Here is a 25,411-nt window from a genome sequence, read left to right as displayed (position 1 = left end):
GTTCCCTCCAAATTATAATCTTCATTCATTATAACACATCTTTTTTATTTTAAAAATAAAAATTCTTGTGCTACAATAACTAGAGAAAGTTTAAGAGGTTTACAATGAGTATCTATAGTAAAATTCTGAAAAAAATGAGAGAATACGATAAAGTGATCATCCACCGCCACATGCGCCCCGACCCAGATGCAATTGGTAGTCAAGTCGGCTTACAAAAACTTCTCCAGCTCAACTTTCCTGAAAAATCTATCAAAGTAACAGGTTACGACGAGCCTAGTCTTACTTGGCTAGCAAAGATGGATGAGGTGACAGATACGGACTATGAGCAGGCCTTGGTAATCGTGTGTGATACAGCCAACACTCCCCGCATTGATGATCAGCGCTACAGCATGGGCGACTTTTTGATTAAAATCGACCATCATCCCAACGATGATGCCTACGGAGATTTGCTGCTGGTTGATACAGATGCTAGTAGCACGAGCGAAATTATCGCTCTTTTTGCCTTCGAAAATCACTTAGAAGTAAATGACTATATCGCTAAACTTCTTTATGCTGGCATTGTTGGAGATACAGGTCGCTTCCTCTATCCAGCGACTACTGCACGCACATTTGAGGTAGCTGGCAAACTTCGCCAATACGCTTTTAATTTTTCAGAGCTTTCTCGAAAAATGGACTCCATCACGCATCAAGTTGCCAAACTCCAGGGCTATGTCTACGATAATCTAGAAATTGATGAGAATGGTGCTGCACGCGTTATCCTATCTCAGCAATTATTAAAAGAAAATCAGCTGACAGATGCTGATACTTCAGCTATTGTAGCTGCACCCGGACGGATCGAAGATGTCCAGATGTGGGCCATCTTTGTCGAACAGCCTGACGGCCATTATCGTGTGCGGATGCGCAGTAAGTTTACTCCAATCAATGAAATTGCCAAGCAACACAACGGCGGCGGCCACCCACTTGCCAGCGGTGCCAATGCTTATTCCAAAGATGAAGTGGACTTAATTTATCAAAAATTAAAAGAAAGTGCAAAAAAGTAAGAAAATCATCCAAAAGACTTGTCAAATCATTTAGAATTTGATAAACTATCAAAGTAACTAATCTATGGCTCGCAAAGAGTCCATGGCAGAAAGGATTTTTTTAAAATGAGAAAAGACATTCACCCAGAATACCGTCAAGTTGTATTTATGGACACTACCACTGGCTACAAGTTCCTTAGCGGTTCAACTAAACGTTCAAACGAAACTGTTGAATTCGAAGGTGAAACTTACCCATTGATCCGTGTCGAAATTTCATCAGACTCACACCCATTCTACACTGGACGTCAAAAGTTCACTCAAGCAGATGGACGTGTGGATCGTTTCAACAAAAAATACGGTCTCAAATAAGAACTGTATTGACATTAAAAAGAATGTTGATACAAAGCCAAATCCGATTTCTCGGATTTGGCTTTTTTTATTTTTCAAATAGAAAATCCTTTGAAATCTGGAATGAGGCAGCATGACTACTGTCACTCATTCCTTCATCTCAAAGGATTGGTTTTAATTATTGATCTTCTTTCAATTTTTCTCGCTCAAGACGAAGTTTGCGATTTGGATTCAGCCGATTAAAGAGTTCTTCCAGCTTTTTTGCATTCCAAACATCTGCTGCTGAGACAAAGTTGCCATTTTCGTCTCGAAAAGATATTGGTTTATCACCCATTACATATCTCCTTAGTCAACAAATTCAAACTCAAACTTACCAATGCGCACCAAATCTCCGTCCTTGGCACCACGCGCACGAAGCGCCTCGTCAACGCCCATACCGCGCAACTGACGAGAGAATTTCATGATGGACTCATCGCGGTCAAAGTTGGTCATTGTAAAGAGTTTTTCTAGTTTATCACCTGAAAGTACCCATGTAGCATCATCATCACGGGAGATTTCGAAGGCTGGCGTTTCTTCATCAAAGCCATAATAAGCCTCGTCTTCCATATCGGATTCTTCATAAAGCAGAAACTCAGGTGTCTTATCCAGTAGCTCAGCTGTTGCATCCAAGAGCGTAGCAAGCCCCTGCTTGGTCAGACTAGAAATAGGGAAAATCTGCGGCAACTCTTCAAATTCGTCATAATTGGCAGCCAGTTTTTTCTTGAATTCTTTCAAGTTTTCTGCGCTATCAGGCATATCCATCTTATTGGCTACAATAATCTGTGGCCGTTCCATCAAGCGCAAATTATAGGATTCCAACTCCTTATTGATCGCAAGGTAATCCTCATAAGGATCGCGTCCCTCACTGGCAGACATATCAATAACGTGCAAAATGACCCGTGTCCGCTCGATATGACGAAGAAACTGGGTACCTAGGCCCACTCCCTGACTGGCTCCTTCGATCAAACCTGGCAGATCGGCTACAGCAAAAGATTCCCCAGACTGAGTACGAACCATACCCAGATTAGGAACAATCGTGGTAAAGTGATAGGCTCCGATTTTCGGCTTAGCTGATGTAATCACACTTAGTAGGGTTGATTTTCCAACCGAAGGAAAACCAACCAAACCAACATCAGCCAGCACTTTTAGCTCCAGCAGTAATTCTCTTTCCTGACCGGGCTCCCCATTTTCAGAAATTTCCGGAGCAGGATTTTTAGGTGTAGCAAAGCGAATATTGCCACGACCACCACGACCGCCATGCGCTACGACGAAACGTTGACCGTGCTCGATCAAATCCGTAATGACCTTGCCAGTTTCAGCATCACGCACAGTCGTCCCCTGTGGTACACGGACAATCAAATCCTCTGCTCCTCGACCATGCATTCCCTTGGTCATTCCTTTTTCGCCTGATTGAGCCTTGAAATGACGATTATAACGGAAATCCATCAAGGTACGCAGTCCTTCGTCCACGACAAAAATCACATCACCACCACGACCGCCATCGCCGCCCCAAGGTCCGCCATTGGGTACATATTTTTCTCGGCGAAAAGCCACCATGCCATCGCCGCCTTTGCCAGCCTTGACCTGAATCTTGGCTGTATCTAAAAACATACTCATATAAATTCTCGCTTCTTTTTTACTCTAAAAAAACGCCTTGCAGCGTTTAGGATTAGAAGATTACGCCGATAGCTTGTGCAAAAATTGCACCAATCGTTACAAGTAACATGATTACCACGACCAGCATTGTCAATTTTTCAAATCCTGTTTTTTTACGTTGTCCGTTATCTCCAAAAGCCACTTTATTACCTCAATTCCTAGATTACTCCCTATATTTTAACACGATTAGCATACTTTTTCAAATATTTACGAGATGAAAAAGAAAAAGAGAGGTTTTACTCCATTAGCCAAAGAATCCTAAAGGATATTTATGAAAATAATTTAAAAAGATTGAAGAACTCACTCCAAATAGGAGACTTCTCCAATCTTTTGACTTTTATTCGATACCAATTTCAGCACGGACAACATTCGCAATTGTGTCCACATAGTAGTCCACTTCTTCGTGAGTTGGCGCTTCAGCCATAACACGCAGAAGCGGCTCTGTTCCACTTGGGCGGACAAGGATGCGGCCGTTTCCTGCCATTTCAGTTTCCATTTTTTCAATAATGTCTCTGATAGCTGGTACTTCCATAGACTTATCTTTCATGGCATTTTCGACGCGGATATTAACCAATTTTTGTGGGTAAATGGTCACTTCTGCTGCAAGTTCAGACAAGCTCTTGCTAGTTTCTTTCATCACTTTGGTTAATTGTACCGCTGACAATTGACCATCACCAGTAGTATTATAATCCATGATAATGACATGACCAGATTGCTCACCGCCTAGATTATAACCGTTCTTGCGCATTTCTTCTACCACATAGCGGTCACCAACGGCAGTCACTACTTTATTGATGCCTTCGCGCTCCAAGGCTTTATGGAAACCAAGGTTGGACATAACGGTAGTCACAATTGTATTTTGAGCCAATTGGCCTTTTTCAGAAAGATACTTGCCGATGATGTACATAATCTTATCACCATCTACAATATCGCCATTTTCATCAACGGCAATCAAACGGTCACTATCACCATCAAAGGCAAGTCCAATCGCTGCTCCTGATTCACGGACTGTTTCTTGTAAGCCTTCTGGATGAGTAGAGCCTACATTTAAGTTAATGTTGAGGCCATCTGGATTCTCTCCGATAACAGTCAGCTGGGCACCCAAATCAGCAAAAATTTGACGGGCGCTGGTTGAAGCAGCGCCATTTGCTGTATCAAGGGCAACGTGCATTCCTTCAAGATCTAAACCAGTTGAAACAAGATATTGTTGGTACTTACGCAAACCTTCAGGATAGTCCATCACTTTTCCTAGACCTTCTGCACTTGGGCGAGGAAGGGTATCTTCTGCTGCGTCCAGCAAAGCTTCGATTTCGAGTTCGCGTTCATCATCCAGTTTATAACCATCGCCACCAAAGAATTTGATGCCGTTATCGAGAGCAGGATTGTGGCTAGCCGAAATCATGACACCCGCACTAGCTTTTTCGGATTTGACCAAGTAGGCAACACCCGGAGTAGCAATCACACCAAGTTTGTAGACGTGAATCCCCACAGAAAGCAGACCTGCAATCAAGGCACTCTCCAGCATTTCTCCCGAAATACGTGTATCACGGCCAACAAATACCCGAGGAACTTCACTTTCGTGTTGGCTCAGAACATATCCACCAAAACGACCCAGTTTAAAGGCCAATTCCGGCGTTAATTCCACATTAGCTTCTCCACGAACACCATCGGTTCCAAAATATTTACCCATTTTTCAAATTTTCCTTTCAAATCTTGCATTTATTTACTAGATGAATTCGAACTTGAGCTCGATTTTGAGCTTGACGAATTCGAATGTGTCGTTTTGGTCGTAACTTTCATCGTTGTTTCAAACGGTGTCACAACACTTGGCAAAACATTCCCATTGGCATCCATGGCCTGCAAGGAAGCTGCCCCACTATAATTTCCTGAAATAGTGACATTGCTTGGTAAGACTGCTGCGACATGATTAACTTTTTCCAAAGTTTCTTCATCGCTTGTCACTGTAACTTCTTCGTGCTCCAAGCTCACATTTGTGATAGAAATATCTTCTGCAACCTGACTGCCTGTGATGAGATACTTCACTGGCACTTTCTTGCTTGCTTTTTTACCTATCTTGACTGAAATTTTTTGCGGATTAACCGTAGCAGACAGACCACTAGGTAGATTTTCGACTTTCAGCTGCACTTCGACTGTTCCTTCTGATGCATTAGATAAATCCGCTACCACATGGAACTTCCGTGTACTTTCCTGCATTTCGCTACTTAAAGCCACTCTATTAGAACCCGTCAAAACAACGCTAGCTTCGGAAGTGAAGCCGCTAATGAAGTACCGTTCACTATCATACTTGATATCAATCGGGACATTAGAAATCGTATTGCTGTAAGTTTCCGAGGTCACTTGGCGAATGCTGATACTATTTTGAAAACTACTAGACGTCGCATAAATAAACAAAACCAAAGCAAAAAATAAGGAGGAGATAATATAGAGAATCTTTTTACTTTGTTTCATTCTTCCATCCTCCTAGCAAACGATTCTTTAGACTCAGTTTTTCATGCTTGTCTGATAGCAGGACTTCCCGCAGTTGTGATTCGAACTCGCTCAAACTCAAGTCATGCTTGAAGACTCCATTATGTGTCGTAGAAATACCGCCTGTCTCCTCAGACACTACAAAAGTAAAGGCATCTGAAACTTCTGAAAGGCCAATCGCAGCCCGGTGCCGAGTCCCAAATTCCTTGGAAATACCTGTGCTTTCTGTAAGCGGCAAATAGGCACAAGAGGCAGCAATCTTATTATCTTTGATAATAACTGCCCCATCATGAAGAGGCGTATTAGGAATGAAAATATTGATCAACAGTTCCCCAGAGATATCCGCATCCAGTGGGATTCCCGTTGCAATGTATTCCTGCAACGTTCGAGCGCCCTGAATAGCCACCAAGGCACCGATCTTACGCGGACTCATGTAAGCTACTGCCTTAACAAAGGCTTGAATCAATTTCTCCTCACTGCTGACTGGCGTGGCTGAAAAAATCTCAGTTGCTCTACCCAGCTTTTCAAGACCAGTCCGAATCTCAGGCGAGAAAATCACCACTGCCGCAATGACCCCGTAGGTAATAACCTGATTGATCAACCATGAAATGGTCGTTAAACCAATGATATTCGCTAAAAACTGTGCCAAGATGAAGAAGAGCACTCCTCGAACCAGAATCATAATTTTGGTCCCGGCAATTGCTTTAGTAAAATGATATAAAATCCAGGTAACTAAAGCAATATCAATAATGTTGATTAAAATATTCCAAGGATTACTGAATACATTAGACCAGTATTGGAGATTGGTTAATTGTTGAAAGTTCATTGCATAGTGGCCCTCCCAGTCAAAAACAAACAGTTCTCAACCATTATATCACTTTTAAGGATATTTTTCTGTAACCTTCTTTACTTTTTTATGATAAAATATTTCTTATGAAGATAAATACAGCATTGGGCCTCTTGGCAGGCAAGTCCTCCCACTTTGTTCTCAGCAAAATGGGACGTGGCTCGACTCTGCCAGGAAAAGTCGCCCTCACATTTGACAAAAACATTCTGCAAAACTTGGCCAATAACTACGAAGTTGTAGTTATTACCGGAACCAACGGAAAGACTCTGACTACAGCTTTGACTGTGGGCTTTCTCAAGGAAGCTTTCGGAGAAGTGGTGACCAATCCCAGCGGCGCCAATATGATTACCGGGATTACCACAACCTTCCTAACCGCTAAGAAAGGCAAATCTGGCAAAAATATCGCTGTGCTGGAAATAGATGAAGCCAGCCTGTCTCGGATTTGTGATTATATCAAGCCTAGCCTCTTCGTCTTTACCAACATTTTCCGAGATCAGATGGACCGCTATGGTGAGATCTACACGACCTACCAGATGATTCTGGATGCTGCAGCTAAAGTACCTGAAGCGACTGTACTGATGAATGGTGACAGCCCGCTCTTTAACTCGGTCAGCCTGAAGAATCCTGTCCGCTACTATGGATTTGACACGGAGAAAAGTCAACCTAAGCTAGCCCACTACAATACAGAGGGCATCCTCTGTCCTAAGTGCGAGCATATCCTCAAGTACGAGCTCAATACTTATGCAAATCTCGGAGCTTACATCTGTGAGGACTGTGGCTTCAAGCGCCCTAAGCTAGACTACAGTCTGACCGCTCTCAAAACACTTGAGCATAACCGCTCTGTCTTTACCATTGATGGTCAAGACTATCAGATTAATATCGGTGGTCTCTACAATATCTACAATGCCTTAGCCGCTGTGTCAGTGGCTAAGTTCTTCGGAGTCGAGCCGGCTACTATCAAGGCTGGCTTTGACAAGAGCAGAGCTGTCTTTGGCCGTCAGGAAACTTTCAAAATTGGCAATAAGGAATGTACCTTGGTCTTGATCAAAAATCCGGTCGGAGCTACCCAAGCCTTGGAAATGATTGAGCTGGCACCTTTTGACTTTAGTCTATCTGTCCTGCTTAATGCCAACTATGCGGACGGTATTGATACTAGCTGGATCTGGGATGCTGATTTTGAGAAAATTCTAGAGATGAATATTCCTCAGGTCCTTGCAGGCGGGGTCCGCCACTCAGAGATTGCTCGTCGACTGCGAGTAACAGGCTATCCAGCAGATCAGATTACCGAAGTCAAAGATTTGGAAGCAGTCTTTAAGTTGATTGAAGAGCAAGAAACCAAGCACGCCTATATCCTAGCTACTTATACCGCTATGCTGGAATTCCGCGAGTTGCTGGCAGAACGACAAGTAATCAGAAAGGAGATGAACTAATGGTTTATAGATCCCTCGTTTCTCCTGCAAACCAGGATTATCACTATGACTTAAAAATCGCTCATCTCTACGGCGACCTTATGAATACCTATGGCGACAACGGTAATGTCCTTATGCTCAAGTATGTAGCTGAAAAGCTAGGCGCTAGAGTTGAGGTTGATATTGTCTCCCTAGAAGATGACTTTGACAAGGATAGCTACGACATCGTCTTCTTTGGCGGAGGTCAAGACTATGAGCAAACGATCGTGGCTCGTGACCTGCCCGCTAAAAAGGAAGCTTTGGAAAACTTTATTAATGACAACGGCGTTGTGCTAGCTATCTGTGGCGGTTTCCAACTCTTGGGTCAATACTATATCGAGGCTTCTGGACGTCGAATCGAAGGACTCGGTATCATGGGACACTATACCCTAAACCAAGTCAAGAATCGCTATATCGGTGACATTAAGATTCATAACGAAGAATTTAACGAAACCTACTACGGCTTTGAAAACCACCAAGGCCGTACCTTCCTCTCTGACGATGAGAAACCTCTGGGCAAGGTCGTCTATGGAAATGGTAATAATCAAGAAGACGGCAACGAAGGTGTCCACTACAAGAATGTATTCGGATCCTATTTCCATGGTCCCATCCTGTCTCGCAATGCGAACTTGGCCTACCGTCTAGTGACCACTGCTCTGAAAAATAAGTATGGCTCTGCCATTGAACTAGCAGCTTATGAGGACATCCTAGCCCAAGAAACTCAAGAAGAGTATGGCGATGTCAAGAGCAAGGCTGAGTTTGAATAAATAGGAGAATTGTTATGAAAGAAAAATTCCACTATATCCTGCTCTTGATTACCATTCTATTGGTAGCCAGTATTTCCTTGGCCAATATGCAGAGCGTCAATGTTAGTTTTATCCTCTTCAGCTTCAAACTTCCCTTGATCATATTGATTTTGGTCTCTGTCCTCCTAGGCTCTATTACAACCTTTCTCATCAGCATGTCTAAAAACTTCTCGCTGAAAAAAGAGCTTAAGAAAACCAAAGAAAGTCTTAAAACATCTCAAAAAGAAAACTAGGTTGGAATTTCCAGCCTAGTTTTTTACTACTTCGTTTCAATAAAACCAAATTTATTTAAGGGAGAAATACGGAATTCTACGCTTCCCTTAATTTGATCTTTTTTGATCAGACCAAACTCACGGCTATCTTTCGTATTTTCCCGTCGATCATTCAAAATGAGAAAAGAATTTTTAGGGATAACATCAGAAGTCGCACCTTTTAAGTCCATGACAGAAAAATCGTGGGTATAATAGCCCGTGCTAGCAGCCGAAGCCAGATATTTCTCTCGCATCTTTTCGATATATTGCTCTGATTGCACCTGATCGTTCAGATACAGCAAGTTATCCATATAGGTCACCTTGTCATTTTCCATAGCAATAACACGGCCGACATATTCTTTTCCATCGACCTCATAGAGGGCAAATTCCCCACGAGCAAGCTTGGCTGTCTTATCCGCCAAGACCAAATCATTTTCCGCTAAGAAAGAATTGGCATCTTGCTTAGTGATACGATAAGGTGTATAGACAAACAAGCGTAGCCCCACCAGAATGGCAATAAATACCGTCACAATGATAATATTTCTCAGTAAATCTCTCTTTAACATCTCTCTCCCCTGTCCTTTTGTTCTATTATATCATTTTTCATGGGATTAGACAAAACACAGGGATGAGAGAGGATTTTCTTTAATAAAGTTGTAAAAAAGAAGGGCTCTATAATTTCTGTAGCAGGTAAAACCACTATAAGAATTATGGAGCCTTTTTGATTGTACACAAAAAGGCCCATATGACTTATCCATATGACTTATAATGAAAAGAGACAAAACCATCATTAGAAAGACTCATATGGAACAAGAAATTTTATCACAAACTTACTGATAATAAAAGACCCTAACATCACTATCTTGGATGTTCTAGATGCTGGAACTCATAAAGAAATCATGGCTAAGCTAGATTATCCTGCTCCTAAATGCTACAGCTGTCATGGTCAGATGGCTAAATATGACTTTCAAAAAGAATCTAAAATCCCCTGTCTAGACTGTGCAGGTTACAAGACTCTCATTCGATTGAGAAAACGGTGCTTCTGTAAAGTCTGTAGGAAAATGGCTATCGCAGAAAGTTTATCTGTATCTACTTCCACCGTCATTCGTAAGTTGAAAGAATTCGAGTTTAAAACGAGCCTCAACTACCTTACCTTCCAACGTATATGAGCTGGGATGAATTCAGTTTCAAGAAAGGAAAGATGAGCTTCATTGCGCAGAATTTTGACTCGCTCAAGATTGTCACAATCCTCGCGAACGCAAGCAACTATTCGCAATCACTTTCTGCGCTATCCCAGACAAGTCAGAAACCGCGTCAAAGTCATTACTATGTACATGTTTAGCCCCTACTACGATATTGCCAGAAAACTATTTCCTTCTGCTAAAATCGTCCTCGACCGCTTTCACATTGTACAACATCTTAGCCGGGCTATGAACCGTCTTCGCATCCAAATCATGAATCAGTTGGATAGAAAATCACACGAATACAAGGCACTCAAACGCTACTGGAAACTCAGCCATAAACACTTTTATCGCCCAACTTTTCGCATGCATTTGACCAACAAAGAGATTCTCAAAAGGCTGCTCTCTTACTCTCAAGAACTCAGAGAGCACTATGAAATCTACCAACTCTTGCTTTTTCATTTTCAAGAGAAACAGGCTGATCATTTCTTTGGTCTTATTGAAGAAACCATTTCTTGTGTAAATCCTATCTTTCAGACTGTTTTTAAAACCTTTTTGAAAGAGAAGGACAAGATCATGAACGCACTGGAACTGCCCTACTCAAACGCAAAACTAGAAGCTACTAATAATCACATCAAAGTCATCAAGCGAAATGCTTTTGGCTTTCGGAACTTTGACAACTTTAAAACTAGAATTCTCATCGCTTTAAATATAAAAAAGGAGAGGACTGATGTAGTCCTCTCCAGGGCATGACTTTTGGGTAACCCACTATAGTTGACAAAGAGCTTAATTTGTTTATCTCACTTGTAGGTGTTACTACAGGTTACTCTCTATTCTACCTATTAGAAGTTATTACATTTTCCCATTCAATAGCTTCTTTTTGAACCTTTAGAGTTATATTCCCTTCTTTTTCATAAAACTCGCTTACATTAAATTTATTTTCTATTTCTTTACGCATTTTATTTATAAGTAACCCCTGCATACGTGCAGAATATTTTGTATCAGAAGCTATGCGTATGAATTCTTTATTTGCTTCTCTGAAATTATCTTGAAAAATGCTTGCCATACTATATAACCTCCAAAATTAAAAATTATCTTTAATTATTTCTAAAAAATTTATTTCATTATTATCTTTTTCAGTATCGTCAGATATAAAATGTCCTTGTATTCTAATATTTTCCATATTTTTACGCATAACCTTCATATTATAGCTCATTGTTTCAGTTATTGCAATAGCGATATTCTTTAAAAGGCGCTTTAATGCTAAATCATCCTTAAAACTTTTCTTTGTATTGACATACTCTGTGAAATCATACATAATATATCCCAAGTTAATTTTCTCTGTATTTGAAATATTATTGCTTGATATATTAAAAATTAATGAGTTATTAGCGTTAAGATTTAATTCTTCTTTTGTAGCAGCGTTTGTACTACCATAAAAAACACTATTAGATACTGCGATACGACTTGTTTTATCTGGTCCTCCTTCAGAGAAATATAAATCGTCATCTATAAAAGCCTCATAAATATAATTCGTATTCTTATCAGATTCATATAGATAAATCTTTATGGGAATAGAGCAGTTTGTAATTTTTTTTAAAGCTTCTTTATTTTTCATTAAACAATCTTTAAAAAATCTTTTCAATCCTTTACAAAAGATTTTATCAAAAATTTTAACTAATCTTTGGTTTATAATTGCACTATTCACATCAATAAACGAAGCTTCTTTGGATATTCTATCTAGTTCAGTAGGCAATTCGCTTTTATTTTTAAAAACATCTATCTCCCTAAGGGAGTTTATTGCTTTGTAAAAGTCTCGACCATCTTGATACTGAAGTTGCTCGGAAAGTAAATCATATTGCTCAAATGACTTAGTTATATGAGATAAATGAATTATATTATCTTGAATCAATATGGAATAATATTCGAAAATTTCTTCAAGTAAAATATTTTTGTTCCTTGTTTCATTCCATTTATTTATAAACGCTAATATTAAAATAACAATAAATACATATAGTCCAATCTGTAATATGTCATTTATTATTTTACTATAATTACCAGTTTCTTTCTTTATAATAGACAACAAGGGCTTGATTATAGTTATCAATGCTGTTATAAATGTTAGCCTACCAGTTATTTTACCTGAAAATAGAACTTCTCTTATAAAATTTTTAAAATCATTTCTATCCGGTAGCTTATCAAGCAGAAAATAGATTGCTTTTAACATACATAACCCCCAAAAATAAATAAATTACATAAATTGTAACATAAAAGTTAAGCGATTACAAATAAGGAAGTCTCTTCTATAAAGAAATACGAAATGACTTATAATAAATAAAGGATAAACAGAATATATTAAACTATATATAATTTATAACGCATCCTACATTAAACCAAAGTAAAGAAAGTTTTAAGTATTTGGAAAAGTTAACAATAAAGAAAATAGATTAAAACTGTACTGACCCCAAAAGTTAGATTTTCTGTTTAACTTTTAGGGTGCAGTTCAAACTCAAGTGATGAATCAAAATTAGCAGTATTAACCAAAGTGGAAACAAGCGTATTTAGGGCAATGGATATACTAGGGAGCTTGTTCCAATTTATTTTAGTGCTATAAAATAAGTCACCAACTGGAATTATTATAGTCTAGGAAGAATTAAGCCTATTTTTTAACTATTTCATTTCTATTCCTTATTTTTCAACGCGTGATTTGTTGGCAATGTCAGCTAGGATAGCTTCTACAAATTCGTCAACTGAGACAGTTTGTGTTTCCTTTTGACCGTAGCGACGAACGTTGACCGTTCCGTCTTCCATTTCCTTGTCTCCAACGATCAATTGGTAAGGAATCTTGCTGGTTTGTGAGGCACGGATCTTGAACTGCATTTTTTCATTGCGTTCGTCCACATCAGCACGAACACCGCGGTCACGGAGTTTCTTAGCCACTTCCCATGCGTAGTCCACGTGTTTTTCGTTAGAAACGGGGATGAGGGTTACTTGATGTGGTGCAAGCCATGTTGGGAAGGCACCCTTGTAGTTCTCAATCAAGATAGCTGTAAAGCGTTCCATGGTTGAGATAACCCCACGGTGAATCATAACTGGACGGTGTTCTTCACCATCAGCTCCGATGTATTTGAGATCGAAACGTTCTGGAAGCAAGAAGTCAAGCTGGATAGTAGAAAGGGTTTCTTCTTTTCCAAGGGCAGTCTTAACCTGGATATCCAATTTTGGTCCGTAGAAAGCTGCTTCACCTTCAGCTTCAAAGTAGTCCACGCCCATTTCGTCAAGCGCAGCACGAAGCATGGTTTGGGCATTTTCCCACATTTCATCGTTGTCAAAGTACTTGTGAGTATCTTGAGGGTCGCGAAGAGAGAGGCGGAAGCGGTATTCAGTCAAGTTAAAGTCTTCGTAAACGTCGATAATCAACTGAAGGGCACGTTGGAATTCTTCTTGGATTTGTTCAGGAGTAACAAAGAGGTGACCATCGTTGAGAGACATTTCACGCACACGTTGAAGACCAGTTAGGGCACCAGATTTTTCGTAACGGTGCATCATACCGATTTCAGCGATACGGATTGGCAATTCACGGTATGAGTGAACATGGTGTTTGTAGACTTGGATGTGGTGTGGGCAGTTCATTGGACGAAGGACAAATTCTTCACCGTCACCCATATCCATGGTTGGGAACATGTCTTCTTGGTAATGATCCCAGTGACCAGAAGTCTTGTAGAGTTCAACAGAAGCAAGTGGTGGAGTGTAAACGTGTTGGTAGCCAGAAGCCAACTCCTTGTCGACAATGTAGCGTTCCAATTCACGACGGATAGTCGCACCATTTGGCAACCAGAAAGGTAAACCTTGACCAACTTCTTGAGAAATCATGAAGAGGTCAAGCTCTTTACCAAGTTTGCGGTGGTCACGTTCTTTGGCTTCTTCACGCATTTGAAGGTAGTTCTTCAAGTCTTTTTTGTCAAACCAAGCTGTACCGTAGATACGTTGCATCATCGCATTGTCGCTATTTCCACGCCAGTAAGCACCTGCTACATGGAGAAGGTGGAAGATTTGGATGCGACCTGTTGAAGGAACGTGAGGTCCACGGCAGAGGTCTACATATTCGCCTTGACGGTAGATGGTCAACCCCCCCTCATCTTCTGAGTGCTCTTCAATCAATTCCAACTTGTAAGGGTCATTTTTGAAAATTTCACGTGCCTCATCCTTGGTCACTTCCTCACGGATGGATGGGAAGTTTTCTTTGACGATCTTCTTCATTTCTTCTTCGATACGAGGCAGGTCTTCGTTGGAGATTTGGCCAGCTTGATTGTCCGTATCGTAGTAGAAACCATCTTCAATCGCTGGACCAACACCCAAGTGAATATCTGGGAAGAGGCGACGAGCTGCTTGGGCGAACAAGTGAGCAGCTGAGTGGCGCAAGATTGGAAGGGCATCTTCGTGATCAGGCGTCACGATTTCGATGCTTCCATCTTCAGTGATAGCACGAGTCGTATCAATCAGTTTGCCATTGAATTTACCAGCCAAGGCCTTTTTAGCTAGGGAATTGCTGATACTTTGTGCAATTTCAAAAGTAGTCACGCCAGATTCGAATTCACGAACAGCGCCATCTGGGAAAGTAATCTTAATCATGATGTTCTCCTTTAAATTAATCTAAATTAATATCAATAATTGATGTTCTAAACTCATTCATTCTTATACGAAATAGAAGAGTTGAGGAAGTTAAAAAACCTACAAGAGATAGGACTATAAAAACATGTTTCCATAAGGGGAGTGTAGTTCCATCTACAATTGGATAGAGACGTATTGGATAGGTTGTCAATGCATTATAAAGATAAATCACTGCAGTCAAGCTACACAAGTATCCTATCTGAACTTTAAGTTTTGTCTTAGTAAGCATTAGGATGCTATAAAAGGGAATCCCAAAAAATAGAAGCGGTATCCCTAAGGCATAAAGGCTAATAAGAATGGTAACCGGTCCATCCCAAAACATTAGAGAGATAAATAGCAACATATATGTGACCAAATAAAATAATATTATACCGGTCTTAGAAAATAGGATTGTATTTCGACTCAATTAGCCTTCTCCCCTCAATTTTGGTTCAGCCTTTTAAATATGCTTAATCCAAAAAATAAAAAGCGACCTCCTCAAAAGGACGTCGCAACGTGGTTCCACCTTCATTTATGTTCCTCAAAAAAGAGGGACACCTCTGATTGGCTCTAACGTAGCCACCGTTTTATGTTTGCATAAAAAGTTCACCGAGTAGTCCCAAATCTATCCTCTACGCGATTTCCAGCCCCACGCGTTCTCTATCAGATTTCCTAGATTTGATATGTCTCTGACTAGTATTATAGCACGATTGAAAAAATTTGCAAGAACTTTTATTGGTTTTCAGCTCTGCTATTTTTCCTAGTAAATCGATAAATCAAGTGCCCTAAACCATTTCCAGCTAGTGAGCATAGGAAATAGACGGCATGATAAAGAGGAATCCACTCCTCAAAGGTGAAAATAGTCAGGAAAAATAAAAGGGCAACCAAGAAAGAAAAGCGCAGAGAAAATCCATACAAAGCTGCATAGAGCAAGGACACCAACAGGGTCGCCAGAGGAGAGTAGATAAGAGCATTTCCAACTACTAGCCTCTTACTTAAGATGGAATCCATGGGCACATACCGTAACAGTATATAAAAGACAAAATAGAAAAAGAAAAGGGGGAGCAAAAAGAAAATTTCTTTTTTATGGACTTTCATAAGAGCACCTCCGTTCATTAGGCCTTATGAGAAAGTTTATTCCCAATATTTCCGAATATTCTTAATCTGCTTCTTAGATGCTTTTATCATCCTAGTTGAGCTGTTGACCGGCAGTGACATGATTTTTCCTGGTAAATAGACAATGGTCTTGGCTAAGCGTTTGGCCATCGTTTCTTCAGGATTGAGATCATTATGAAAATCCTTGCTAATGGTCAAATCCAAATAGAATTCATAGATACGACGACCAAAATTCTCAGCGGAAATCTCGTATAATTTATCGGCTAGCTTTTTCTCGTCCATATCTGGTGTTGCCAAAATGGCCTCCAAAATAGCTCCCGCCAAATCCCGACTCTCGTAATAAAGCGTACCAAAGGTTTTATCGCTGATTACATTATCCAGATAAGGATTGCCATGGGCGATGATGGGCGTACCGCTGGCTAGACTTTCAAGATAAGTCAGCCCCTGCGTCTCACTGGTTGAGGCTGAGATAAAGAAATCTGCCGCCTTATAGTAGAGGGCCGTATCGCTTGGTGCAATCATCCCTGTAAAAATGACTGAATCCTCAATATGAAGCTGGGCTACCAAGGCTTTTAAGTCCTCAGCATAAGGCCCATCTCCGACAATGACCAACTTCACCTTGGCATTTTCTTCCAAAACCATCGGCAGTGCTTCAACAATCGCCTGGATATTTTTCTCGTAGGAAATCCTGGATAAACTGAGCAACATGACTTCATCTTCTGCTATTCCCAGCTTAAAGCGCAGTTTCTTGATGTCTTCCCGTGAAAGTTCTGGGCGCTCAAATTTGGCCAAGTCGATTCCTGTTGGGATAACCCGTTTTTCTGCCTTGATTTTGTAGCCGACCAAAAGATCGTAAACAATCTCAGAAGGACAAATGACCCCATCCAAATCGCTCATAAAACCACGCACGATGTACTTGACCATACTTGGACGAATGACCATGCCCTTGGCAAGATAGTGCACATAATCCTCATATTGGGTATGGTAGGTGTGAACCACTGGAATCCGCAGTTCCTTGGCAATCCAGATTCCCAAAAGGCCCAGCGAAAACTCTGTCTGGGTATGGATGATATCCAACTGATACTGACGAGCAATTTCTAAGGCGTTGGAAAAGCCACGATAAGCCACGCGCCGATCCTTAAAAGCGAAGAAAGGCACGCTGGGAATACGGATAATCTGCCAATCCTCATAGCGGTTGACATCCTTGTCCGTCGTAGTGAAAATAAAGACTTTATGACCTAGTTTCTCTAGCTCAGTCTTGAGGGTGCGAATGCTCGTCGCCACCCCGGAAACCTGAGGAAAATAGGTATCTGTAAAAAGACCAATCCGCATATCACATCTCCAAAACTGTTTGGTAAGCCTTGACTAACTGAAGTGCGACATCATCGATAGAGCGACTCTCCGCAACACGATAGCCCGCTTCACGTTTATCTACTTTTCCGTCAAGAACCTTACGAAGCGATTCGACAAACTCATCTACATTATGACAAAGCTCCGCCGACTCCTCATCAATCCAGCCATTATAAACAGGAATATCACGCAGAACTACGTGTTGGCCGCTGGCCAGGGCTTCTAGAACCACAATCCCTTCGGTCTCTTCATAAGACGGGAAAAAGAATGCATCGCTGCCTGACATGGCTCCTTGGAAGACTGCACCTTTGAAATAACCTGGAAATTCTACGTTTTCTGGATGATTAAAGAGGACAAGATCTCGAATCTTGCGCGGAATAAGCCAAAGATTGATAGAACCCAGCCAGATAAAGCGGACATCTGGCATTCTGCGAGCTACTTCGACAAAGTCCTCGATTCCTTTTCGTCTGAAATAAAGACCAGCACAGATTACGACTTTCTGCCCATCTGCAATCTGAAAATGTTTTTTAAAGACTTCTTCCTTGCGTTCATCTTTCTTGTATTTCGACAGGTCAATGCCGTTTGAGACAGCCATAATGGGCGTCGTCACACCGTAGGATTCAATCAATTTTTTTGAATACTCAGACGGAGTAATGATAAAATCCGCCATTTTATACATGTGCGCTAGATATTTGCCAAACAAAGGCGCAAAAAGATTAGAACCAATAAAAGAATTTTCAAAGTCTTCTTTTGTCGAATGTCCATGCATGATCACTTTTTTGCCTCCCCTCTTAGCTGCGTGAAGAAGAAGCAAACTACGAGGTCCGTAAGTGTTGATGTGCACGACATCATAATCTCCTAAAACATCTGTTGTATAAGGAATTCCTGCCAGATCCAATGCATGCATTTGATGCTGCAAGGCACGGCCGATGCCTGACTTTTCTAAAACAGACTTTCCTTCTAGATATAGTAATACTTTCATATCTTCTATTATACCAAAAGAAGCAAAAAAAGAAACGCCAAGGGAAGATTAGTACTTAATTCATGTAACTAGTCTTCCGCCAAGCATTTCTTGTAGCAATATCCTTTCTTGCTGGAATTCTATTCAATTTCTAATCAGACTAGTCCACCTTGACCACCAGCAGCTCAGCTCCCCCTAGTAGAATCAAATACTTGTCTACTTGGCTAAGGCCATAGGAACGACTGAGGGCTTCGGCATAGAGAGCCAGTTGAGATCGGTAGCGCTCCACCAAGTCTGCCGACTCATGATAGCGGTCAGTCTTATAGTCAAAGAGGACAATGCGGTCATCAAAAAGCAGGTAGCCATCCAAGATTCCCCGAACGACAAAGTTTTGACCGCTGGCTGGATCCTGCTTGAGCATGGCAAAAGGTGCTTCACGATGGAGACAATTAGCCTCCTGCTGGATTAGCTGACCTAGTTCTGTAGCGAAAAAGGCTTCAATCTTAGCTAAGTCAATCTTTTTCTTAATTACTGCATCTGCCTGAACCTGAGCCAAGGCTTGGCGAATGCTAGTCTTAGTGACAGGCTGATCCAGCGGAATCCTTTGCATGAGCTCATGGACAGCAGAACCGATTTGGGCTCCTGTGACTTGCTTCTTCTTTCCAAAATCAGGCAGTTCAAAAGTCAGCTGGGGCTGATAACTTCGAGGCGCATCCATAATGTCCAGCCCTTCTGAGTCCATGACTGGCTCATAGAACTTCTTGATTTGACTGGGCGTGCGGACACTAGGCAATTCAATAGCCGCTTGATAGAGACTGTTGAGCCGGTCTACATTCTCCAAGATATCCAGAGCTCGGCGGATATCTTCTGACTGACGGTTGCCCGTCAAATCATCTACTGGAATAGGATCAGCCTGCTCCACTACTCCAATCTGCTCGTCTGTCAGCTCCTGATCAGTTACAAAGCGGGTTTGATAAGCTAGATTTTCCTTTTCAAACACTGACTGAATAGCATAGAGCCAATCCTGAAAATTGGTCAGCTGGCTTCGGAGACTGCTAGATAAGCGACCATTTTGGCTAGTCCCCCACTTGCGCTCTTGGAGCTTAGCTTGCTTTCCCTTGCCGACCAGATAGAGCTTGGTTTCAGCCCGCGTCATGGCCACATAGAGCAGACGCATCTGCTCAGACAGGCTCGCCAGCTTGAGTTCTTCGGCATTCTGCTGATAAGGTAGGGTCTCCATGGAAATACGGATCTGCTTGGGCGCATGAGGATCCTGAGCCTCAACATCCACATCGGCCACATATTTGATTCCGATACCTTTTTGTCGGCTAAGGATAATAGCAGAGCTGCTATCCTGACGGTTGAAGGCCTTGTCCATATTGAGTAGAAAGACATATTTGAACTCCAGTCCCTTACTCTTATGGATAGTCATTAGCTGGACCGCATTTTTCGGAGCAGCCAGAGGGACACTAGCTAAATCGTGCTCATTTTTCAAAATTCGGTCAATCATGCTGATAAAGCGGGACAGGCCTTTGAAACTCGACTTTTCATAGTCGTTGGCCCGCAAGGACAGGGCGTAGAGATTAGCCTGACGCTGCTCACCGTTGGGCAGAGCCCCCACCATATCGTAGTAAAAACGATCCTGATAAATCTTCCAGATTAAATCATAGAGAGAATGGGTCTTGGAATAGCTGCGCCAGTCATTCAGCGTTTCCTGGAAGTGCTGCAGTTTCTTGCGCAATTCACCATGGATGAGCTGAGGTTCCAGACCTTGATCAGCCAGAGCATTCCTCAGCTTTTCATAGAGATTTTCCATAGACTTGGTACTGGAGGCTTGCAAGGCTAACCGAGCCAATTCATCCTCATCAAAGTCAAACATCGGCGACTTTAGAAGAGCGGTCAAGGCATAGTCATTGAGAGGATTGTTAATGGTCCGCAAGGTATCCAGCATCACCATAACCTCTACCGACTGGAGATAGTTAGTCTCACCGTCATCAGGCACAATCGGGATATGATGCCGATCAAACTCTGCCAAAATCAGATCATTGCGGGTCCGCGAAGCTGTCAGCAAGGTAATATCCTTGAAATCCACTCCTTCTTGGTTATGAAGACGGATAATTTCCTTGATTACCAAGGCCACCTCACCCGCTGAAATGCTGGGCAGACCTTGGTCAGAATCTTCTTCTTCGCTATCGGCACTACCATCATAAATCAGAAACTCCGCCTGATTGGCTGGATTAGGCTCCCGTTTGGCTGGATTTCCCGCAACCAAATAGTGGGTCTCATTGTAGTCAATCTCACCGACGTCCTCGTCCATGAGTCGCTTAAAAACATCATTGGTCGCTTCCAACACTTCGATGTGACTGCGGAAATTTTCCTTGAGGATAATCAGCTTACCCTGACTAGGATCGGCCTGATAGAGTTTAAATTTATCGTTAAAAATCTGCGGATCGGCCTGACGGAATCGATAGATAGATTGCTTAATATCGCCAACCATAAAGCGATTGTTTCCTCGAGCCAGCAATTCCAGCATTCGCTCCTGAGTATGGTTGGTGTCTTGGTACTCATCGACCATGACCTCATGGTACTTATCTTGATAAAAACGCCGCACTTCTGGATAATTTTCTAAAATCTCAATAGCAAAATGGCTGATGTCGCCAAATTCAAAGGCATTCTCTGCTACCTTGCGCTCCAAATAAGCTTGTGAGAAATCTCGGACAAAATCTCGCAACAAATCCAGTAGGGGAAGAGCTTCTGCCTGATGCTGCTCCATAAAATTCAGATGGTAAAGGCGGACATCCAGCTCTTTAATTCGCTCTATCAAGGGCTTACGGGCTTCATTATAAGCTTGTGCCAGCTCTTTTTTGAGCTCGTCCGCATTCTTACCAACTCGGGCAGTAAAAGCCTGATGGTTAGAGGTCTTGGCTAATTCTAAAAAGCGCTGAATCAGGTCTAGCAACTGCTCAGATCCAGTCTGCTCTGTCAGCTCAGCCAAGATATCTAAGGCCGCCTGAACATTTTCCTGATACTTAGCCCCAGCAAAGGCTTGACCTTCATGTGCCAGATGACTCTGGAAAAAATCTTCCAAATCCAGCAAAGACTGCCTAGCTCCAGACAGGATTCGCTCCCGCTCTGCTTCAAAATCACTGGTTTCATAGCCTAGAAGAAAGGTCTCTTCCAACCATTTTCGCGGATTGCTGGTAGACTGGAGAAAACTATAAATACTATAAATCTGCTGGCGGAAGCCAGAAATGTCCTTGCGCTTACCAGTGAAATTTTTGACCAAGCGACTGAATAATTCCTGCTGATCACTCTCATAGTAGGTATCGAAAAGCTGGTCAAAGACTTCATTTTGCAGAATAAGCTGCTCACTGGCCGACTGTAAAATCCGAAAATGCGGTGCCAACCCCAACAAATAGCCGTACTTATTGACTACTTTCTGTGTAAAAGCATCCATAGTACCAATATCCGCATTGCCAATCTCAGCTAACTGCTGAGCAAGATGCTGGCGGAGTTCCTGATCTGAAGTCTCCTTGAGTACCAGACTCAGCTCCTTCTCCAGTCGCTCCTTAAGCTCACCTGCTGCCTTGACAGTGAAGGTGGAGATGAAGAGTTGGCTGACCTCCACACCTCTGAGAATCTGGTCAATAATCCGCTGAACCATAACATAGGTCTTACCAGAGCCAGCCGAAGCCGAAACAAGAATATTCTGACCAGAGGAGTAGATAGCCTGGATCTGCTCTGGTGTGCGCTTTTGTGGCTTGTCAGAGGCAGCTTCCTCAGCCTGCTTGACTAGGATATCCTGCTCGTTTAAAAAGGGAATCCGTCTCATTTATCCAACTCCTCCTTGATTTTTTCTAGCCAGGCTTGACGTAGCTTCTCACCTGTCGGTCGTTTATCGTACTGCTCAAGATTTAGCTTGGTCAGCTGTCTAGCCTGCCCCAGATGGAGATTGGCTTCAAAGCCTGTAATGGCCTTAAACTGGTCCACGTAAGGGGCAATACTACGGCCATTTTCTGTATAAGGATTGATGGCAAAACGACCAGCTAAAATACCTTCTGCAGCTTGCTGATAGAGATAAGCATTATAAGCCAAAATCACTTCTAATTCTTCCTTTGTCAGCAGATTAACCTTGCTTTTCTCATAGTTAGGGCCCAAGTCCTTGGCCTGGTCAGCCAGAAAGAGGCCTTTGTAAACCTGACTTTTCATGACTTGTTTCACAGCCTCGTCCAGTGCCTTGGTGTCCTTGAGGCTGGATAGGGGCTCCGTCATCTGTAGGTACATGGCTCCGAAAATTCCCTTGTCCTCTTGGTATTCTGGCATTTCTCGGATAGCTGCTAGGTAGGTCGGCAGCTGGGAATTAAGCCCATTAAAGAACTTCTCAAAGCTGAATTTAGTATCGCCAGACTTGTAATCCACGACTCCCAGACTCCCCGTCTCTGTCAGCCGATCAATGCGGTCCACCTTGCCGCTCACCTGAAGAGCTCTGTCATTATCCAAAAGCAAGAAAGGCCGATCATCCCGACCAAAGTCAGTCTCCTTACCGATGACCTCCAGCCCATCCGACTGAGCCAAGATACGGCCAGTAGCCCGAGCTGTATCCAATAGCAATCGGCGGGCAAATTGGGTCTCCCCATTTTCACCATAGACCGTTTCAAACTCAGCCTCCCAGCTAGTCTCCTCCATAGCCCGTTGCAATCGAGTGTCGAAATCCTGCTCCTGCTGCTCCTTCATAACCTTTTCAAAGATTCGGTGGAGGAAAATCCCGTGGCTGCGCGCATCCGGCTGAATGGTCCATTCCTCCTGCAACCGCAAGACATACTTAAGAAAATAGGCATACTGGTTTTTAAAATATTCATTGAGGGCAGAAGCTGATAGTTTCAAAGGCTGCTCTGAAGGATAAAGTGCTTTGAGGGTTTCCGACTTGAGAGGCTTCGTTTTCAACTCCTTGCTGATCTGGGGAATGGAAATTCCCTCAGCTGCCAATTTCTTACGCAAGACTCGGATGGCCACCGCCCAGAAGGTCTGCTCCTCCGGCGTCCATTCGCGGTCAATATCCTCCTGATAGAGGTCAATCACGCGCGCCAACAGAGCCCGATAAGTCCCAATATCGTCACTACTAGCCTGTGGTCGCTTACTGATGATGGGTAGGGAAATAGGCGCTATTTCCAACTCTGTCAGATAGGAAGACATGGCATCTTCTACTTCATTGGTCAAAACAGGAGCAGACAAAACCAAATCTTCTGTCGCTGAATTGAGTAAAGATAGGGCGGCAAAGCGGTTTTTCTTGAGATTTTCTCTGCTAGCTACCTGCAACTCAGCCTCGTCCCCAGTTGCTTGGTTTAATTTCTGACGTTCTTCGTCACTGAGCAAACTTTTATTTTGCGCTAACTTGGGCAAGCGCTCCTGCGTCAATCCGATAGCATAGACATAAGGCGCAGCCATGGGCTCAATCAAATCATAGGACTGAACTGTCACCACATCCACTGTCGCTGGTACAACTCGGTATTTAGCCAGAAGCATACCAGACAGAATCAGAGCCAGAAAATCATCTATCCTGAGCTTGCTACCATCAAACACCTGCGCAAGCTGCTCTAAGACATGGCAAAAAGTCTTCCAGACTTCCTCCTGACGCTCTACTTCTTGCTGGCTTGCATCTTCCAGCAGACCAGTCAAATTGGCATCTAGGCGAACTTCTTTGATAAAGTTGGTAAATTTAGCCAAGAGACCAGTCGCTGTCTGACTGCGAGATTTGAAAAAGTCTAACAGAGGCGTGATAAGGCTCCGACGCATAGCATTGATACGCTTCAGGTCAAATTTCTCCTGACGGTTGATGGTGAAATCTCTCCCCAGCTTGGCTGCTCCTTTAATTTCCGCAAAGCGAAGGTACTGCTCAAAACTATCCAGATCCTCCTGACCCAAGCCGCCATACAGGCCGGTTTTTAAAAGATTGAGTAAATCTTCTGTCTGAAAATTATAGCGTTTCAGCCGTTCCAATGACTCTAAAAACTGGACCAAGGGATGCTGAGCCATGGATTCAGAACGCCCCAAATAAAAGGGAATCTGATACTGGTCAAAGATGGTCTTCAACTGGAGCTGGTAGGCCTCCACATCACCCAAAAGCAGTCGGATATCCTTGTAGCGGGCACCATCATGGAGCCGCTGACGGATGGACTTAGCTACATATTCCAGTTCTTCTTTTTGATTGCGTACCGACCAAATCTCTAGGTGAGAGCGATCCTGCGCAGTCAATTCCACTTGGGCTTCAGAAAAATCGTAGCGACTCTCTAAAATCTTGGAAATCTTACCAAAAGCATCATCAGGCTGACTCGAACCTCCTGCTAGATACTCTGGCTTGACCTGATAAGTTTGAGCCAGCTTAAGCAGAAAATCCACACTAGCCTGATAAAGATTACCCTCGCGAAAGGCTGCCCGGTAGGCTTTTTGGCTAGCATAAACTCCAATAATAATCTCCACTCCCTTGCGATGCAGCAAATCTACCAGATACTCTTCTTCTGCTGAAAAGCGAGTAAAGCCGTCAATAACCAGCGCGAGATTAGCCAATTCCCCATCCAAATCTCCAGCTAGAATATGCTGGGCAAAAATCGTGAGTTTAGAGGTCGCATCATAATTCCCCGACTTAAGAGCAGCAGAAAAAACCGTGAAAATCTTGAGTAAATCCTCGCGCTTCTCTGGCTCTTCTAGATGATTCAAATCCGCAAAAGTCATCTGGGCTGTCTGAAGCTCATGATAAAGGTCTAGCAGTTGCTGGATAAATTGTGCATCCTTCTTGATCCTCCCATAAACCTTTAGTTCTCGATCATCCATTTCCGATAAAATTCGGTAAAATAGCATACCTAGGCCAATGTCGTCCAAGGGCTGTCCATCTTGAACATCATTGAGGACAAAATAGCGAGCCATCTGGGCAAAACGCGTCACTGTAATGGCAAAGGAAGCCTGATTTTCCAATGCCTCCAAAACTGCTCGCTCCTTTTCAAAAGAAAGGGAGTTGGGCGCTATATAAAAGACCCGCTTGCCGGCCGCTGCCAAGTCCTGAGCTTGCTTAGCTAAATGCGCCGTCAAAGGACTGCGGATATCCGTATAAAGTAATTTCATACCGTCTCTTTTCAACAACAAAATATAAAAACATTATATCATGTTTGCGAGAAAAAGGCTTTGTCTAAAATAAAAAGCCCCGCCGAAGCGAGACTTTTCGTGTCTGATTTTATAATTGTTATCTGGGAACGAAATC

20 protein-coding genes and 1 pseudogene are annotated in these 25,411 nt (G+C 42.5%); 6 read left to right on the top strand and 15 right to left on the bottom strand.

Annotated features, from left to right (window positions below):
- Positions 1-104 precede the first annotated feature (104 nt).
- Entirely contained in the window at positions 105-1,040 is a 936-nt protein-coding gene (locus O3651_RS01940) for a bifunctional oligoribonuclease/PAP phosphatase NrnA (protein ID WP_371609373.1), read from the top strand.
- 105 nt (positions 1,041-1,145) lie between these two features.
- Entirely contained in the window at positions 1,146-1,388 is a 243-nt protein-coding gene (locus O3651_RS01935; RefSeq protein WP_048763695.1) for a type B 50S ribosomal protein L31, read from the top strand.
- A gap of 157 nt (positions 1,389-1,545) precedes the next feature.
- On the opposite strand, the gene O3651_RS01930 is transcribed toward O3651_RS01935, so the two are convergent.
- The 6 genes from O3651_RS01930 to cdaA form a co-directional block, all read right to left on the bottom strand.
- Positions 1,546-1,701, bottom strand: a complete 156-nt coding sequence (locus O3651_RS01930) for a hypothetical protein (protein ID WP_125387654.1) — start codon at positions 1,699-1,701, stop codon at positions 1,546-1,548.
- 11 nt (positions 1,702-1,712) lie between these two features.
- Positions 1,713-3,023: a GTPase ObgE gene (obgE, locus tag O3651_RS01925; protein WP_371609372.1), complete on the bottom strand. Its 1,311-nt coding sequence runs from the start codon at positions 3,021-3,023 to the stop codon at positions 1,713-1,715.
- A 52-nt stretch (positions 3,024-3,075) separates the two neighbouring features.
- Positions 3,076-3,204: a DUF4044 domain-containing protein gene (locus tag O3651_RS01920; protein WP_065426516.1), complete on the bottom strand. Its 129-nt coding sequence runs from the start codon at positions 3,202-3,204 to the stop codon at positions 3,076-3,078.
- Positions 3,205-3,399: 195 nt separating this feature from the next.
- Positions 3,400-4,752 carry a phosphoglucosamine mutase gene (glmM, locus tag O3651_RS01915; protein ID WP_371609371.1) on the bottom strand — a complete coding sequence of 451 codons (1,353 nt, stop codon included), beginning with the start codon at positions 4,750-4,752 and terminating at the stop codon, positions 3,400-3,402.
- 29 nt (positions 4,753-4,781) lie between these two features.
- Positions 4,782-5,531: a YbbR-like domain-containing protein gene (locus O3651_RS01910; RefSeq protein ID WP_048763687.1), complete on the bottom strand. Its 750-nt coding sequence runs from the start codon at positions 5,529-5,531 to the stop codon at positions 4,782-4,784.
- Positions 5,518-6,375: a diadenylate cyclase CdaA gene (gene cdaA, locus O3651_RS01905; protein WP_371609370.1), complete on the bottom strand. Its 858-nt coding sequence runs from the start codon at positions 6,373-6,375 to the stop codon at positions 5,518-5,520. Before cdaA ends, O3651_RS01910 begins: the two co-directional genes overlap by 14 nt.
- A gap of 107 nt (positions 6,376-6,482) precedes the next feature.
- Here cdaA and murT point away from each other — a divergent pair, with 107 nt between their 5' ends.
- Genes murT through O3651_RS01890 form a run of 3 tightly spaced genes read left to right on the top strand, consistent with a single transcriptional unit; the run spans position 6,483 to position 8,883 of the window.
- Positions 6,483-7,826 (top strand): lipid II isoglutaminyl synthase subunit MurT, encoded by a 1,344-nt coding sequence (gene murT / locus O3651_RS01900; RefSeq protein ID WP_371609369.1) that lies wholly within the window; start codon positions 6,483-6,485, stop codon positions 7,824-7,826.
- A complete protein-coding gene (gene gatD / locus O3651_RS01895; protein WP_371609368.1) occupies positions 7,826-8,611 on the top strand; it encodes a lipid II isoglutaminyl synthase subunit GatD in 786 nt (261 codons plus the stop codon). The genes murT and gatD overlap by 1 nt, the downstream gene beginning before the upstream one ends.
- A gap of 14 nt (positions 8,612-8,625) precedes the next feature.
- Positions 8,626-8,883 carry a LapA family protein gene (locus O3651_RS01890; protein ID WP_187421122.1) on the top strand — a complete coding sequence of 86 codons (258 nt, stop codon included), beginning with the start codon at positions 8,626-8,628 and terminating at the stop codon, positions 8,881-8,883.
- 26 nt (positions 8,884-8,909) lie between these two features.
- Here the strand turns inward: O3651_RS01890 and lepB are convergent, their stop codons facing one another.
- Positions 8,910-9,467, bottom strand: a complete 558-nt coding sequence (lepB, locus tag O3651_RS01885) for a signal peptidase I (RefSeq protein ID WP_187421121.1) — start codon at positions 9,465-9,467, stop codon at positions 8,910-8,912.
- A 255-nt stretch (positions 9,468-9,722) separates the two neighbouring features.
- Here lepB and O3651_RS01880 point away from each other — a divergent pair.
- Positions 9,723-10,835, top strand: a pseudogene (locus O3651_RS01880) (ISL3 family transposase).
- 82 nt (positions 10,836-10,917) lie between these two features.
- Here O3651_RS01880 and O3651_RS01875 read toward each other — a convergent pair.
- From O3651_RS01875 to rexB, 8 genes are all read right to left on the bottom strand, one after another.
- Positions 10,918-11,148, bottom strand: a complete 231-nt coding sequence (locus O3651_RS01875) for a hypothetical protein (protein WP_371609367.1) — start codon at positions 11,146-11,148, stop codon at positions 10,918-10,920.
- 18 nt (positions 11,149-11,166) lie between these two features.
- On the bottom strand, positions 11,167-12,309 hold the full coding sequence (locus tag O3651_RS01870; RefSeq protein WP_371609366.1) for a hypothetical protein: 1,143 nt from the start codon (positions 12,307-12,309) through the stop codon (positions 11,167-11,169).
- Positions 12,310-12,770: 461 nt separating this feature from the next.
- Complete coding sequence (gene thrS / locus O3651_RS01865; protein ID WP_371609365.1) at positions 12,771-14,714, bottom strand: threonine--tRNA ligase; 1,944 nt, start codon at positions 14,712-14,714, stop codon at positions 12,771-12,773.
- Between the two features lie 750 nt (positions 14,715-15,464).
- Entirely contained in the window at positions 15,465-15,830 is a 366-nt protein-coding gene (locus O3651_RS01860) for a hypothetical protein (protein WP_371609364.1), read from the bottom strand.
- Between the two features lie 36 nt (positions 15,831-15,866).
- Positions 15,867-17,180, bottom strand: a complete 1,314-nt coding sequence (locus tag O3651_RS01855) for a glycosyltransferase family 4 protein (RefSeq protein WP_371609363.1) — start codon at positions 17,178-17,180, stop codon at positions 15,867-15,869.
- 1 nt (position 17,181) lies between these two features.
- Complete coding sequence (locus tag O3651_RS01850; protein WP_371609362.1) at positions 17,182-18,180, bottom strand: glycosyltransferase family 4 protein; 999 nt, start codon at positions 18,178-18,180, stop codon at positions 17,182-17,184.
- 139 nt (positions 18,181-18,319) lie between these two features.
- Positions 18,320-21,991, bottom strand: coding sequence for a helicase-exonuclease AddAB subunit AddA (gene addA / locus O3651_RS01845; protein ID WP_371609361.1), 3,672 nt, complete (start codon positions 21,989-21,991; stop codon positions 18,320-18,322).
- Complete coding sequence (gene rexB, locus O3651_RS01840) at positions 21,988-25,275, bottom strand: ATP-dependent nuclease subunit B (protein ID WP_371609360.1); 3,288 nt, start codon at positions 25,273-25,275, stop codon at positions 21,988-21,990. Before rexB ends, addA begins: the two co-directional genes overlap by 4 nt.
- Positions 25,276-25,411 lie beyond the last annotated feature (136 nt).

Origin of the sequence: Streptococcus sp. 27098_8_73 (assembly GCF_041432495.1) — a bacterium.
In the GTDB taxonomy this organism is placed as follows: domain Bacteria; phylum Bacillota; class Bacilli; order Lactobacillales; family Streptococcaceae; genus Streptococcus.
The sequence above is the reverse complement of the archived record's forward strand: the minus strand, read 5'-3'. Positions and strand labels throughout refer to the sequence as shown.